The sequence below is a fragment of the Bacteroides sp. ET225 genome, assembly GCF_024733745.1.
In the GTDB taxonomy this organism is placed as follows: domain Bacteria; phylum Bacteroidota; class Bacteroidia; order Bacteroidales; family Bacteroidaceae; genus Phocaeicola; species Phocaeicola excrementipullorum.
Map to the genome: position 1 here is coordinate 79378 of NZ_JANRHN010000010.1, position 16020 is coordinate 95397.

Genomic DNA, 16020 nt, shown 5'->3' on the forward strand with positions numbered 1-16020 from the left:
AATTATTACAATGTATATGAAAGGTCGAAAGTTTCACCGCCCACCGTCACCTGGAAAGCTGCACTTTCAGGATAAGTCACATCAGCAGGTGCGTCTGTAAACTTCGCCTTAATTTCCGTAGAAGGTACAGCAGTTCCATTATACGGATACAGAATCGTGATGATACGGTTCATTGATCCCGCAGGTTTACGTCCGTTAATACGCAGCCAGTCGCGCACTTCGCCTGTTGTCTGCCCTACCGTTTCAGAAACAGCCACATCACCCTTGTTCGTTGTCATCTCGAAATCCTGTTCATTATATGCAAATGCTTTGACAAGCAGGTTATTCCCGTCTTCAAATGCAGTATGTGCCTGCGCATATTTGGCCTCATCGATGGTTGCATCGCTTTTCTTCGGATTATTGTCTATAACAACATTCTGTCCTGCTTCAGCATACAGATGGAAATTTATGTTGAACTTGTTGTTCACATTTGTTTCTCCCGGTTCGCCGTGCATCTCATCCAACAATACGAAGAACGGCGTTGCTGCACTCTTCACAAAGAATGCCGTGCGGCGGTGATAAAAATTCCCTGCCATTGTTGCACTCCCTATAGACATACCTTGAGGATAAGAAAGGTTTTCCGTAACTATGGCGTCATAAACGCTTGTAGACTCATGCTTCAGCATCTCGCCCAACTGCTGGCTTTCCGGGAAATTGTTGTTTTGAATCGACACCGTATTGTGAATCATAGACTGCCGGTAAGTGCTGCGTTGAGTGCCTTCGTCATAAGAATAGCAACCAGCATCAGGGAAGAAATTGCGCCCCTTATACCACAGGCTGAATGTGCCGTTGTCTGGCTGGCAATGCCATGACTGGTCGGGGTTATAGTTGTTTTTCAACACCATCATAATCGGGTCGTTCCCCCAGTTGCGTAACATATAATAGCCGCTGGTAGCATAAGCCTTGCTTGTCCATGTGGGTTGAGTTCCTCCGTGAGATCCTCCCCATGACACATAAAGCCATTCATCATCTTCCGGGAAAAGAGCAGCATATTCCCTCATCCGGTTTCTCCATGAAGTTGTATAGGCACTGGCACGCGTATCATTCCAATTGTCAACCTGATAATTCGGATAGGCCAGGTCAAACACAAACTGCATGGACGATTTAAGACGGTCGACAATATCCCCATACAGAGGGGTAGACGAACCGTTCGCCTGTGCCGCTTCTGCCAAACTGACTACAGAAAGAAAATCAGAAATCGCTGAGATATGATAAGAAGGATCTAATTCATAATGCACGCCGTCTGCAAGCCATTGCTGATCCATCGCCTCATTGAGCATAGTGCAGCCTTCGTTTGTCCACTCTTGCGAATTTTTGAACTCTGGCATAAGAATTCCAGCAGTAGCCACAGACTGAGCCTGCGTAATGCGGATGTTTCCATCTGAATAATAATTCAGACGAACCATTTCCACATGATCAGCAAACGAATTAAGGAATGTGGTCAACAGTTCAGGAGTAAAATTGTCCGAGTATATATAATAAGGTAGAATATTAACCATCGTCAGCACACGTTCCGCAGTCTGAAGTCCTTTCCACTGATAAGAGTCGTTCTTGTAGTCCGAATCATTGACTCTCGGGTCATCGAATTTCACGTTAGGGCAAGGAAACGCATTCAACCAGCTGTTGTATACGTCTATCCATGACTGAATATATGTTTCGTTACGAGTTGAACGGTAAGTTTCAGCTTGAGCTTCCATCCACTGCCAGCGGTGTTGCTGGTAGCTGAACTCACGGCTTGTACCTTCCGGTTCCATATTCCAGTTTATTCCAGCATCTCCATTATCAAAAGAATAATACACTGCATCAGACTGCCCTGCCGTCCCTTCTTCGACAAAAGTTCCCACACGGAAACGATACCCGTTTTCTTCCAGAGCCTGGTCTGCCATCCGTTTCTCTGCGTCTGTAGGAGAAGGAGTTATCAGGTCTACTTCCGGATTGGATATGTTCCGGTTGCGGTAATAGTCTAATAAAGCAAGAGCGGCATAATACTGCTCATCTGCTTCATAGTGCTGTTTCACTTTTTCCAGACCTGGATAATCAAGATTGAGTTTGGCAAACACATCTCCTGTCACCACATCGTTCGGTTTGTTCTCGGGAGTGATTACCGGCTCCGCAATTTCTCCACCACTAAAGATTTCCTCATCATCGGTGCAAGCCGTCAAAGCCAAGAACCCGAACAGATACAAAAACTGTTTTTTCATAATAGTTTTATTGGTTAATAAATCATTTAATTCTTATGATACAAATTTAGATTTAATAAAACCTTCATCTTCATCGGTTTGTATTTGTTTTAGACAAATATGTATTCACAATATCAATTTTGTTTTAAAGGCTGTCACTTTTGTTGAAGCAAAATGAAAAATATCATCTTTTATACAAAAAAAACGCACCAATGATACCTCCTATTTCATTTCTAAGACAATATAAAAAAAACAACTCCGGAAAAAGTTCAAGGCCCCACGGACAAAACGAAAGGAACGTATTTGCCTGCCACTGACCACTCCATCCCGACGAGAAAAATCCACATTATTATCCCCTCAGCATTAGGCACAATGACAAACATCCATTATATTTGCAGAAAGACTCAACATTTAACTTTAAAAACACACAACCATGAAAAAAAGCTTTTTATTGGGCGGCATCTTCGTCCTTTCACTATGGGGCACTTCATGCCAACAGCCTGCGGCAACCGCCGACTACCGGATTGTACCTTGTCCGCAGCAAATAGACACAACGGCAAACAAGGGTGAATCGTTTGTTCTAAACAGCCGGACGAAAATCGTTTATCCGGAAGGCAACGAAAAAATGGGACGAAACGCACAGTTCCTGTCTGAATACATCAGCAAAATGGTGCATTTGAATCTTCAGACCACAACTGAAGCGAAAGACAACAACGTCATACTGCTGCAAACCGGCCTTGAATCTGATAATCCGGAAGCATACTCACTGAAAGTAACTCCTGACCAGATAATCATTCAAGGAGCCTCGGAAGCCGGAACATTCTACGGAATACAGACATTGCGCAAAACGCTTCCGGCAAGCGAAAAGAAAAGCAACGTGGAATTTCCATCCGCAACAATAGAAGACAGTCCACGCTTCGGATACAGAGGAGCACACTTCGATGTAGCTCGCCATTTCTTTACAATCGAAGAAGTAAAAGAATATATTGACATGATGGCTCTCCACAACATGAACCGCCTGCACTGGCACATCACTGATGACCAAGGATGGAGAATCGAAATAAAAAAATATCCCAAACTGACGGAAGTGGGTTCGCAACGTGAAGAAACGCTGATCGGACATGCGAGCGAAAGGCCGGAGCGCTTCGACGGAAAGCCCTATGGAGGATTCTACACACAGGAAGAAGCCAAAGAAATCGTGGCGTATGCAGCAGAGCGTTACATCACAGTCATTCCAGAAGTCGATCTTCCCGGACACATGCAGGCTGCCCTGACTGCTTATCCGGAGCTTGGCTGCACAGGAGGCCCGTATAAAGTATGGACTAAATGGGGAATATCCGAAGAAGTTCTATGCGCCGGCAATGACAAGGTGCTTCAGTTCCTCGACGACGTATTCACCGAAATCATGCAGGTATTCCCGGCACAATACATCCATATCGGCGGCGACGAATGTCCGAAAGTGCGCTGGGAAAAATGCCCCAAATGTCAGGCACGGATCAAGGCAGAAGGCATCAGAAGCGACAAAACCCATACAAAGGAACAGTATCTTCAGACATTCGTAATGCAGCACGTGGCTTCTTTCCTTGAAAAACACGGAAGAAAAATAATCGGCTGGGACGAAATGCTGGAAGGAAACGCAATACCCGGAGCAACCATCATGTCGTGGAGAGGAGAAAAAGGCGGCATCCAGGCTGCTCAAAGCGGACACGATGTGATCATGACACCCAACACTTATCTCTATTTTGATTATATGCAAAGTAAAGACAAGGAAAATGAACCGCTGGGAATAGGCGGCTATATCCCGGTCAAGAAAGTATATGAATACAGTCCGATACCGGAGTCACTCTCCGTTGAAGAAAGCAAGCACATCATCGGTGTACAGGCCAACCTGTGGACGGAATATATCGCGACGTTCGACCACGTACAATACATGGTTCTTCCACGCTGGGCTGCCTTGTCAGAAAACCAGTGGACTTGTTCATCCCATAAGAACTACCGTGATTTCCTGAACCGGCTGGAAGCGCTGATGCGAGTGTACAAGGCAGAAGGATATAATTTTGCCAAACACGTTCTGAGCGATCCGGACTTCCCCCAACAGCCGCAGGCTGAAGAAATGGAATAAACATATTTCCCAACAGAAAGAGGTGTGCCGAATGAAAGGCTGATTTTCATTTCGGCACACCTCTCAAAGAAATCTCAGGAAATCACAGACCAGTTTACATTTTTCTTGCGCAGCTCTCTTAGCTGCCTCCATACAATGGCATTTTCCGGACGTTCTCCGTTGGGATCAGAATCAAGCAGTCTTTCGGCTATATCACGCACATATTGCAGAAGCTGGCCATCCTTGGCTATATCAGCGACCTTCAAGTCAAAAGCCACGCCGCTCTGTTGCGTCCCTTCCAGATCGCCGGGCCCGCGCAATTTCAGATCAGCCTCCGCAATCTCAAAGCCATCGTTTGTCTGCACCATGATTTCAATGCGCTTCCGCGTGTCTTCCGTAAGCTTATAGCCGGTCACCAGAATGCAGTAAGACTGATCCGCACCCCGTCCCACACGCCCGCGCAACTGGTGAAGCTGGGACAGCCCGAACCGTTCAGCATTCTCAATCACCATTACAGATGCATTCGGAACATTCACTCCGACTTCTATCACCGTTGTAGCCACCATGATCTGCGTTTCATTCCGCAGAAAACGCTGCATCTCTTCATCTTTTTCCGCCGGCTTCATCTTGCCATGCACCTTGCTCACTTTATACTCCGGAAATGCCTCGCAAATATGCAGATAGCCGTCCTCCAAGTTCTTGATATCCATCTTTTCGCTTTCCTGAATCAAGGGATACACTACATAAACCTGCCTCCCCTCCTGTATTTGCTTCCGCATGAAAGCATACATACTGGCACGACGGTTGTCGAACTGGTGAACAGTCTGTATCGGCTTTCTTCCGGGGGGCAGTTCATCGATAACAGATACATCAAGGTCGCCATAAAGCGTCATTGCCAGCGTGCGGGGAATAGGGGTGGCCGTCATCACCAGCACATGGGGAGGCGAAACATTCTTAGCCCACAGTTTGGCGCGCTGAGCAACGCCGAAGCGATGCTGCTCGTCTATCACGACAAGACCAAGCGAAGAGAACCCCACCGTATCCTCTATCACCGCATGGGTGCCTATCAGGATATGCACGTCACCTGTCAGCAGGTCGCGCAGAACCGTTTCCCGCCTTTTCCCTTTAATGCTGCCTGTAAGCAGTTCCACCCGCACATCCATTCCGGCAAGGAAACGCGTGATGGTTTCATAATGCTGAGTTGCAAGAATTTCCGTAGGAGCCATCATACAGGCCTGATAACCGTTGTCCAAGGCTATCAGCATGGTCATCAAGGCAACAAGCGTCTTTCCGCTCCCCACATCCCCCTGCAACAGGCGGTTCATCTGACGGCCGCTGCGCATGTCTTGCCTCATTTCCTTTATCACCCGCTTCTGCGCACCAGTCAGTTCAAAAGGCAGGTTCTTTGAATAGAATGTATTGAAAATCTCTCCCACCCGGCCAAACACCAGACCGCGGAACTTGTTTCTCCGCTCTTTCGTATACCGCAGGATATTCAACTGTACGTAAAAGAGTTCTTCGAACTTCAGACGATAACGCGCCTTGCGAAGAAATTCCGGATTACGCGGGAAATGAATATTATGCAACGCATCAGTCAGCGGCATCAAATGATAGGCGGCCACCAGCGACGGGCTGAGCGTTTCATCAAATGCGTCTTCTTTCAGCAGGGCAAAAAGATTCTTCATCAGTTTCTGGACGGCATGTGAGTTCAGGCTGTGACGCTTCATCTTCTCCGTTGTATTATAATACGGTTCAAGCCCCATCTCGCTCAGCTTCAGGTCTGCCGCAGGATCAATGTCCGGATGCGCCACATTGATGCGTCCGCTAAAGACAGTAGGCTTGCCGAACACGATGTACTCTTCGTTAGCCTTATACTTCCCTTCAATGTATTTCAACCCCTGAAACCACACCAGATCTATCACGCCCGTGCCGTCGGTAAAATGCCCCACCAGCCTCCGCTGGCGTCCTTCTCCAAACGTTTCAAAGCTCAAGATACGTCCACGCAACTGGATATAAGGCATATTTCCGTCAATCTCCCGAATCAGATACAGACGGCTTCTGTCTACATACTTATACGGGAAATAATACAGCAGATCCTTGAAAGAACATATACCCAGTTCTTTGTTCAGAACAGCCGCACGCTGAGGTCCTACCCCCTGCAAGAACTTTATGTCGCGTGTAGATAGATCAATCATCAGTCTTTTATGAGTGCCTCCGCCATTTTCAGATCAAAAGGAGTGGTCAGCTTGATGTTCTCCCGGTTGCCCGGAACCAGATACACCGGATGCCCCAATGCTTCGACCACAGAAGCATCGTCTGTGAATTGGGGAACATAATCCTGAGCGTATGCCTGCTTCAAAAGTTTCACTGCAAAAACCTGGGGAGTCTGCACAAGCCTGTAATCGCTGCGAGGAACCGTTTCACTTCCTCCGTCCGGCAACAGACGGCGCACTGTTTCCACCACATCTATGACCGGAACAACGGCCTCCCTGCTTTCAGCCTGACGATAACACTCCGCTATCACCTCGGCCGATACAAACGGACGCACACCATCGTGTACACCCACCATCCCTTCTTCGCCAGGAATCAGTTCCAACCCGTTTTTCACCGAATGGAAGCGCGTTTCTCCCCCTGAAACAACCTTATGCGGAACATGAAAGCCATGTTCCGCACACAAATGCTTCCAGCAGGACTGCTGTTCTTCCGGAAGCACCACAATCAGTTCCATCCCCTTGTCCCAGGAATAAAACGCTTCAAGCGTACGCATAAGAACCGGCTTGCCCTTCACAGAAAGAAACTGCTTGGGCACACTGCCCCCCATGCGTACACCTTTGCCACCTGCAACAACTATCAGGTATTTTTTCATCAGGCAAACAGCATTCCCGATTTAACTTCCTGCGCCTTTGACTCTCCCGCAAGCTTTGCCAGCAAAGCGAAGCCAAACTCAGCAGCTGCAGCCGGGCCTTTGCCAAGGATGAAATTATCACATGCTTCTACCATGTTGCCTGTATATTCAGCCCCTTCCAGATATTTGTCGAAGCCGGGATAGCAGGTAGCCTTCTTGCCTTTCAGCAGTCCGCGTTTTCCATATACCATCGGAGCCGCACAAATAGCAGCCAACGGCTTGTTTGCTGAAGCAAAATCCATGATCAGTTTGCCCAGTCCTGCATGAGCGTCCAGATTGGCAGCTCCCGGCAGTCCGCCCGGCAATACAACCATCTCCACGTCATCCCCTTTCAGGTCTTCAAACAACATATCCGCAACTACAGGAACTGCATGCGCACCTGCAACCGTCCTGTTTCCCGTAACGGAAACCGTCTTCACACTCAGTCCGCCACGACGCATGATGTCTAACGGCAACAATGCCTCAGATTCTTCGAATCCTTCTGCCAAAAAAATACAAACTGCTTTCATATTCATATGTTTATAAGGTTCTACAATTCTACTTCAGCTTGAAATAATACGTTATTGTTCCGCTTTGGTTGTCCACTCCGTCAACCGCATTAAAGCGTGCTTTTTGGGCAGCCTCCAGCGCAGCCCGGCGCAAAGCCGGATTCACCGTATTGGTACGCTTGTTGATGCTTGTGCGGATAACCGCCCCTTCGGGATTAACAACGATAGTCACCACCACGCGGCCTTCATCCTGGACATTATAGACAGGCACCGGCAATGCGCCTGTACCCAGCGAACGCCCCTGAAGGTCATACACTCCGATTCCGCCGGTTCCCGAAGGCTTCCCTTCGCTGCTGTTTCCTGCCGCACTTCCCTGACGGTGCGTCCCGTGTCCGTCGCCCGCAGCCCCCATCTTCGAGCCTTTGCCGAAAGCCCCGGCTATCTTGTTTGCAGCGGCCTGCGCCATGGCACGTTCCGCCTCGGCACGCTTTTCGGCTTCGGTCTTCTCCTTCGGCTTCTTCACAGCCTCAGTTTCAGGCTCTTTCGCTTCCTCTTTTTTCTTTTCGGTTTCCTTTTCAACCTTCATGGGCGAGTCGTCCTCCTGCGAAATCATCGGACGGTCGTCCACTTCCGCTTCACTTGCCTCTTCCGGGGCAGGCATCACATCCACTTCAGTCAGCGAATAAGCCTCTTCCTCCCCCGTTCCCGATTCCGCATCGCCGAGCATAACAGGCACGCCACCTTCTTCCTGCTCCTGCGGAACAGAAAACTTCAGAAGGAAAAGCAGCGCCAGCACAGCCAAATGAAGCGCCGCCGTACATACGACTCCCGTTACCTTGCTTCGTTTCATTCCGGTCATTTACTCTTGTCCGGCCGCCTTGTGGCCAGCACCATCTTAAAATGATTTTCGTTTGCAATATTCAGCACACGCACTATTTCCCTATACGGTATCGACTCGTCGGCATAAAGAGCCACATACATTTCCGGCTCCTTTTGCGCGCATTCCTGCAGAAAAGCAGTCAGTTCGTCTACCCCGAGCGGCATTTCATCTTCGTTGCCGAACGCTCCGTAATAGTTGAGGTTCTTGTCGATGATCACCCTCGCCATCGGTTTGGCCGACGTCTGTTCAGAGCCTTGAGGCAGAAGCACCTTGATGGCATTCGGCGAAACCATTGTCGAAGTAATCATGAAAAATATCAGCAGCAGGAAAATGAGGTCCGTCATGGACGACATATTGAACACCGGCGATATTTTTTGTCTTCTTTTCAATGACATACTTCAGAATTTAAGAGTTTGGTTCGTTCAGCAGATCCATGAAAGCCATGGTCTTTGCCTCCATCTGATTCACCACCTTATCTATGCGGTAGACCAGATGATTATAGGCAAACATCACCGCAATGCCCACAATCAGACCGCCCACGGTAGTGATCATGGCCTCGTAAATGCCGCTCGACAACAGCGTGATGTCAATGTTGTTTCCCGCATTCGCCATATTCCAGAAGGCACGCACCATACCGGTTACTGTTCCCAGAAACCCCAGCATCGGCGCTCCGCTGGAAATGGTTGCCATAATCGAAAGCTTGTCCTCCAGTTTCGCCACCTCGATGTTTCCGGTGTTCTCAATGGCCGCCTGGATGTCTGAAACAGGGCGTCCCATGCGTTTGAGTCCCTTTTCTATCATACGCGCGGAAGGCGTATTGGTCATCCGGCAATAGTTGAGAGCCGATGTCATGTCGTCCGACTTCACATAGTCGCGTATGCGGTCCATGAACAGCGGATCATCCTTTGCCGCCTTGCGTATTGTCACCGCACGTTCAAAGAAAATATAGAACGCGATGACCGACATCACGGCAAGCACAATCATAATCCAGCCTCCCTTGCAGGCCATATCCCAAAGATTCATCTGAGGTTCGCCGGCAGTAACAGGCGTGAGTACCGGATTTTCACCGGCTACAGTTTCAACGGCAGCCTGGGCTGCCGCAAGTACAGTAAGCATCATAATCCCTTAAGACAATTTTGTTCGTCACTCTTTTTATGGTTCAAAATACAGCAGACGCAAATCCGTTTTGCACGAAAATTGCTATCTTTGCGTCTACGATATGCAAAGTTAGCAGGTTTTACGAGAAACTTGCCATAACACCCCTAAAAAGATTGATAAAAGCAACAAAATATATGCAACCAAACATGAAGTTCGCCCTTTTCGGGAACACTTACCAAGAACACAAATCTGCACATATAGCCAACCTGCTGGACATCCTGCGCCGGAAAGAAGCGCAAATCTGCATCAGCAGCGAATTCTACTATTTCCTGAAGCACCACACACGGGCAGACCTCGGCGGACTGGAAGTGTTTGACGGGAACGACTTCCATGCCGACATGGCCCTGAGCGTAGGCGGAGATGGAACTTTTCTGAAAACGGCCAGCCGGGTAGGAAACAAGGGAATACCCATCCTCGGAATCAATACCGGACGGCTGGGATTCCTGGCCGCCATATCGCCCGACCAGATGGAAGAAACCTTTGAAGAAATCTACCGCGGAAAGTATCTCGCCGAACCCAGACGGGTACTCAAGCTCACCAGCAACGGCCAGGTGCTGAAAGGCTACCCCTACGGACTGAACGAAATAGCCGTGCTGAAACAGGACAGTTCGTCGATGATTACCATCCGGGCCTACATAAACAACGAGCCGCTCAACGTGTATCAGGCCGACGGACTGATCATTGCCACACCTACAGGATCTACGGCCTATTCGCTCAGCGTGGGAGGACCGGTCATGGTTCCGCAAAGCGGCACCATCAGTCTGACCGCCGTAGCTCCTCACAGCCTCAACGTCCGTCCGATCGTGCTGCGCGACGACTGGGAAATAACCCTTGACGTAGAAAGCCGGAGCCATAACTTCTGGGTTTCCGTCGACGGAAGAAGCGAAACCTGCAGGGAAGGAACCCGACTGACCATCCGGCGCGCCGAATACTTCATACGCATCGTGAAACGGTGCAACCACTCCTTTTTCAACACGTTAAGGGAAAAGATGATGTGGGGAGCCGACAACAGACAATAAAAAAACAACGGGAAGCTCCGAAAAACTTCCCGTCATCTTTATCTCTTCACTGCAGTGATACGATCTCCTCACTCCAGTGATGCAATCTCTTCACTCCAGTGATACGAACTCCTCACTGGAGTGAAGAGGTAAAAATATCCTTATTTCTCAGGGCTGACGCATTAAAAAGAATATTGATTATTAGGTACTTATTATTCAGCATATACTGATTTTATAGGTAAAAAACAGCCTTTTTATCAGGCTTTAGTATATTTCTAAATATCAGATACTCTGAATATCAATGACTTTAGTAATGCGTCAGCCCTGCCTTATTTCTTTATATTGGCCTCCTCAAGCCCGTAATGTTTCTTCGCGTCTTCCGAACGGAGCATCAAGGCTATCACGATTGCGCACAGCCCGAAAAGAGAGAAGATAGCCATCGGAACCGTATAGTCATACCCCGTAATGGTTCCGGAAGCGTCGCGCAAGGTCGCAAAGCGGTCGATCACCCATCCGATCAGCCAAGGCACAGCCATCAGACCGATATTCTGGATGTAAAAAATGATGGCATAGGCAGAACCCAACTGCTTCAAGGGAATGATTTTAGGAACAGAAGGCCACATGGCACTCGGCACGAGAGAAAAAGCGATTCCAAGCACAACCATCACAATCACGGCAAACCACCAGTAGTCGAGCACTGGAAGGGTAAACAAAATATGCACCACGGTAAGCATGACCGAACCGATAAGCATCAACGTAGCCCCTTTGCCGATACGGTCGTACAACGACCCGAACAGGGGGGTCAGCAAAATGGTTCCGAACGGAAGCAAAGCCGGAATCAGTCCGGCAAACGATTCGGGAACGCCATACTTGAAGATCATCAGCTTGGTTGCGAACTTGAGGAACGGGAACACGCCGGCGTAAAACATCAGGCACAGCAACGTGATCAGCCAGAAGCCCCTGCTGCCGAATATCTGCTTCAGGTCGGCCATTCTGAAGCCTTCCTCTTCCTTTTCTCCCGCTTCCTGACGCACAGCAACTTCCGAAGCATCCTCCTTGCGATCCATCACGCAATATACCATATAAGAAACAAAACCTACACACAGGGCAATGGCTCCGAACAACACCGGATAAGAAACAGCCCCCATCATCCGTGCGACAGGCAGGCTTACCCCCAGCGCTATCGCTGTTCCGATACGCGCCATAGCCACTTGAAGCCCCATTGCCAAGGCCAGTTCCTTGCCCGTAAACCATTTCACGATCACTTTCGATACGGTAATTCCGGTAATTTCAGCTCCCATGCCGAACACCGCAAAACCGACAGAGGCAAGCGCCACCTGCATGTTCATTCCAAAAAGCATCGAGCCTCCGAAATCCGTAGACAACGCATACCATTTGATGAGCGCTCCCGCCAGCATCAAGCCGCACGACAATGTACCGGTAAAGCGGATTCCCATCTTATCCAGAATCAGTCCGCCGAAGAAAAGCATCAGCAGAAACACGTTTATCATGCCATAGGCACCGGAAAAGAATCCATATTCCGTACTCGACCATCCTTCTCCTTTCGCCACGGCGCTGACCGTTTTCTCCATCTCCGTCTGTATGCCGTCAACCGAATCCATATACTTGAGGTTCATCCCTTCCTCCAGCTTTTCCACCGCCAGTTCAGGTTCTGACAGGGCGCTTGCCGCTGAAAAAAGCTTCACCTTGGTTATCAGACTGTCAGCAGACATCGACGTATCGTCCGTAAAGTACACTACCTTTCCCTGAGTTGTCAACAAATTTTCCAAAGGGGACATCACATCGGTCAAGAAGTAACCGCACATCATTGTAAACGAAACGATCAGCATGGCCGACCAGCGCGCCGTCTTCGAATCGCTCAACTTTTTCTGGATATGTTCTTTCATCTTTTAATTTTATGTTTTAATTTGATATTTATCCTAAAAAAACGCACAAAGATAATGATTTTTCCGGCTTTTTTCTTTCAATTTCCAAATTAAGTTCTAACTTTGTTGTCAATACATAAAAAACGAGATATAAAACGGACTTATAACTCAATTAAAATTTGAATGCGTATGAAAAAAACAAGAATGACAGTTCTGTGCGCCGTATTAAGCGGAAGCCTGCTCTGCACATCCTGCATCGGCTCCTTCGGGCTCTGGAACAACCTGAAAGATTGGAACCAAAGTATCGGAAATAAGTTTGTGAACGAAGTTGTTTTTCTGGCCTTCCACCTCATCCCGGTGTATGAAGTGGCATATATAGCGGATGTCATCGTTCTGAACTCCGTGGAGTTCTGGTCGGGCTCAAACCCGCTGGCTGATGTCGGAAAGGTAAAGACCGTGAAGGGCGAAAACGGCGAATACATGGTACGCACCAACGAAGACGGGTATACCATAACGAAGAAAGGCGAAGAAGACAAGCCGCTGGACCTGGTTTACAATGCAGAAAACCGCACATGGAACGCCGTCACCTCTGAGGGCGAAAGCTATGAACTGATTACGATGAACGAAGACGGAACCATCACGTTCAAACAGGCGGACGGCACTCCAATGACTGTATCTCCCGACTTGCAGGGACTCGCCACTGCACGTGCGGCCAGCGGACAATCATTGTTTCTTGCAGCAAGATAAAAAACTTTTCTAAAAAGACACTCCATCATAAAGGCTTTCAAACGAGGTTCAACCTTTCTTTGAAAGCCTTTTTTTGAGCTTAAGCCGTAAACATTTATGCGAAAACTTCTGGCACTCATCTTCCCGCTATTCATGTGGATGGGACTCTGGGCGCAGACCTATCCCAAGGCTATCTTTCCGGGCGACTATCCCGACCCCACCATTCTGCGCGACGGAAAGGACTATTACATGACGCACTCTCCGTTCTATTACGCGCCGGGGTTCCTCATCTGGCATTCGCAGAACCTGGCAAACTGGAAACCTGTCTGCCGGGCCGTGCCCGAGTACGAAGGTTCGGCGATGGCTCCTGATTTGGTGAAGTGCAACGGCAAATACTACATTTATTATCCTTCAGACGGAGTGAACTGGGTGGTCTGGGCCGATGACATACGTGGCCCGTGGAGCAAGCCTGTCCGACTCGACATCAAAGGCATCGACCCGGGACATGTGGTGGGCGAGGACGGGAACCGCTACCTGTTCACCAACAACGGCCGGGTGACTCCGCTGACGGATGACGGACTGAAAGTGGCCGGAGAAAGCCGGAAAGTGTATGACGGATGGAAATATCCAAAGAACTGGGTTACAGAAGGAAATGACATGTACCTGGAATCTCCCAAGCTGGTCAAGAAGGACGGATATTATTACATGGTATCGGCTGAAGGCGGAACTGCCGGACCCGCAACCAGCCACATGTGCGTGGCCGCCCGCTCGAAAAGCATCTTCGGCCCGTGGGAAAACTCGCCCTACAACCCGATAGTGCATACCTACAGCAGCAAAGAAAGGTGGTGGTCGAAAGGGCACGGCACACTGGTGGATGATGCAGACGGAAACTGGTGGATCGTATACCACGCCTACGCGAACGGCTACCACACGCTGGGACGCTCCACCCTCATCGAACCGGTTGAATGGACATCCGACGGATGGTTCCGCACGGCCCGAACCGCTCCGTCCGACCTTCCGGAAGGACAGGCGGTCATGGAACTCTCGGATGACTTCAGCACCCCCCAGCTCGGCCTGCAATGGACATTCTGGAAGGAATATGCCCCGAACGCTCTGAGCATAAAGAACAACACGCTGGAGGTAAGCGGGAAAGGGGAATCTCCTTCGGACGGACGCCTGCTGCTTGCCACCGCCACCGACAAGTGCTACGAAACACAGGTGGAAATCACAACCGGCAAAGGAAACCAAGGAGGCCTCCTGCTCTACTATAACGAAAAGGCGTACGCCGGAATCGTTTCAGACGGAAAGACCTTCACCGTCTATCGGGGCGAAAAAGAGCCTCTGACAAAGCCCAGCATATTCGGAAAAACATTCATCGCCAAAATCCTGAACCAGGGGAACAGGCTGACAATATCCGCAAGCAAAAACGGCAAGGGATGGACTACGATTCAGACTGTACTTGCTGAAAATCTGGATGTATCGTCATTGAACCACAATGTATACAAGGGCTTCCATGCGCTCCGTCCGGCACTTTACTCGGGCGGAAAAGGCAAAGCATTCTTCAGAAACTTCCTCTACCGCAATGCCATTCCGCAGGAAAAGGATATGAGGGCTTATCTGATGGTGTTCCATCGGGACGAAACGCACGGACTCTATATGGCCGTAAGCCGCGACGGATATACTTTCACCGCAGTGAACGAAGGACAACCCGTGCTTGCCGGGGACACCATCGCCAGCCAGCACGGCATCCGCGACCCGCATATCTTCCGCGGACCGGACGGTGCCTTCTACCTTGCCATGACCGACCTGCACGTGTTCGCCCGACGGGACGGATACCGTGATACGGAGTGGGAACGGCCCGGCGAAGCATACGGATGGGGAAACAACAGAGGGCTTGTCCTGATGAAGTCGTGGGACCTGATCAACTGGAGCAGAGCGAACATACGCTTCGACCAGCTTTCGGCAGGACTGGGAGAAATCGGATGCGTATGGGCTCCGGAAGTTGCCTACGATGATGAAAAAGGGAGGCTGATGATTTACTACACCATGCGCTTCAAGAATGAGCAGAACCGCCTCTACTACGTATATGTCAACGATGACTTCAACCGCATCGAAAGCATGCCCCAAATACTGTTTGAATACCCGATGGACAACATCTCTGCCATTGACGGCGACATCACCAAAGCAGGCGGCAAATATCACCTGTTCTATGTAGCGCACGACGGAAACGGAGGCATCAAACAGGCCGTTTCCAGCCGGATGGACGGAGGCTATGAATACGATCCACGCTGGTATGATTTCGAGCCGAAGGCCTGTGAAGCCCCCAACGTATGGAAACGCATCGGAGAAGACAAGTGGGTGCTTATGTACGATATCTTCAGCATCCATCCGCACAATTTCGGATTCGCTGAAACAAGCGACTTCATAAACTTCAAGAATTTGGGACACTTCAATGAAGGTGTGATGAAAACCACGAACTTCACGTCGCCGAAGCACGGCGCCGTCATCCATCTGACCAAAGAGGAAGCGGACAGGCTGGTGAATTATTGGAAAGAAAACCAACGGAACTATGACCGGACACGGTTTCTGAAAAAAACGGAATAAACTGACAGAAAATAAGGTGCATAAGGCCTCTCATAAAGCGTTATGCACCTTGCTT

At 49.4% G+C, this 16020-nt stretch carries 11 protein-coding genes and 1 pseudogene; 4 read left to right on the forward strand and 8 right to left on the reverse strand.

Features of this window, described 5'->3' with window-relative positions:
• Positions 1–5 precede the first annotated feature (5 nt).
• Positions 6–2240 carry an alginate lyase family protein gene (locus NW212_RS06600; protein WP_258337854.1) on the reverse strand — a complete coding sequence of 745 codons (2235 nt, stop codon included), beginning with the start codon at positions 2238–2240 and terminating at the stop codon, positions 6–8.
• A 412-nt stretch (positions 2241–2652) separates the two neighbouring features.
• Between NW212_RS06600 and NW212_RS06605 the strand changes: the two are divergent.
• Positions 2653–4290, forward strand: a pseudogene (locus tag NW212_RS06605) (beta-N-acetylhexosaminidase); the annotation flags it as partial.
• A gap of 125 nt (positions 4291–4415) precedes the next feature.
• Here NW212_RS06605 and recG read toward each other — a convergent pair.
• The 6 genes from recG to NW212_RS06635 are packed head-to-tail and all read right to left on the reverse strand — an operon-like array spanning position 4416 to position 9715.
• Positions 4416–6515: an ATP-dependent DNA helicase RecG gene (recG, locus tag NW212_RS06610; RefSeq protein ID WP_258337855.1), complete on the reverse strand. Its 2100-nt coding sequence runs from the start codon at positions 6513–6515 to the stop codon at positions 4416–4418.
• Positions 6515–7186: a 2-C-methyl-D-erythritol 4-phosphate cytidylyltransferase gene (locus tag NW212_RS06615; RefSeq protein WP_258337856.1), complete on the reverse strand. Its 672-nt coding sequence runs from the start codon at positions 7184–7186 to the stop codon at positions 6515–6517. The genes recG and NW212_RS06615 overlap by 1 nt, the downstream gene beginning before the upstream one ends.
• The gene (locus NW212_RS06620; RefSeq protein ID WP_258337857.1) at positions 7186–7734 is read right to left on the reverse strand and encodes a DJ-1 family glyoxalase III; all 549 of its coding nucleotides are present in this window, start codon (positions 7732–7734) and stop codon (positions 7186–7188) included. Before NW212_RS06620 ends, NW212_RS06615 begins: the two co-directional genes overlap by 1 nt.
• Before the next feature lie 28 nt (positions 7735–7762).
• Positions 7763–8563 carry an energy transducer TonB gene (locus NW212_RS06625; RefSeq protein WP_258337858.1) on the reverse strand — a complete coding sequence of 267 codons (801 nt, stop codon included), beginning with the start codon at positions 8561–8563 and terminating at the stop codon, positions 7763–7765.
• A 5-nt stretch (positions 8564–8568) separates the two neighbouring features.
• Entirely contained in the window at positions 8569–8988 is a 420-nt protein-coding gene (locus tag NW212_RS06630) for a biopolymer transporter ExbD (RefSeq protein ID WP_258337859.1), read from the reverse strand.
• 10 nt (positions 8989–8998) lie between these two features.
• Positions 8999–9715, reverse strand: a complete 717-nt coding sequence (locus NW212_RS06635; protein ID WP_258337867.1) for a MotA/TolQ/ExbB proton channel family protein — start codon at positions 9713–9715, stop codon at positions 8999–9001.
• A 170-nt stretch (positions 9716–9885) separates the two neighbouring features.
• Between NW212_RS06635 and NW212_RS06640 the strand changes: the two genes are divergently transcribed.
• The gene (locus NW212_RS06640) at positions 9886–10770 is read left to right on the forward strand and encodes an NAD kinase (protein WP_258337860.1); all 885 of its coding nucleotides are present in this window, start codon (positions 9886–9888) and stop codon (positions 10768–10770) included.
• 308 nt (positions 10771–11078) lie between these two features.
• On the opposite strand, the gene NW212_RS06645 is transcribed toward NW212_RS06640, so the two are convergent.
• A complete protein-coding gene (locus NW212_RS06645; protein ID WP_258337861.1) occupies positions 11079–12656 on the reverse strand; it encodes an MFS transporter in 1578 nt (525 codons plus the stop codon).
• 168 nt (positions 12657–12824) lie between these two features.
• Here NW212_RS06645 and NW212_RS06650 point away from each other — a divergent pair, with 168 nt between their 5' ends.
• Both NW212_RS06650 and NW212_RS06655 read left to right on the forward strand, forming a co-directional pair.
• A complete protein-coding gene (locus tag NW212_RS06650) occupies positions 12825–13382 on the forward strand; it encodes a DUF3332 domain-containing protein (RefSeq protein ID WP_258337862.1) in 558 nt (185 codons plus the stop codon).
• A gap of 96 nt (positions 13383–13478) precedes the next feature.
• Entirely contained in the window at positions 13479–15965 is a 2487-nt protein-coding gene (locus NW212_RS06655) for a family 43 glycosylhydrolase (protein WP_258337863.1), read from the forward strand.
• The last annotated feature ends 55 nt before the right edge of the window (positions 15966–16020 follow it).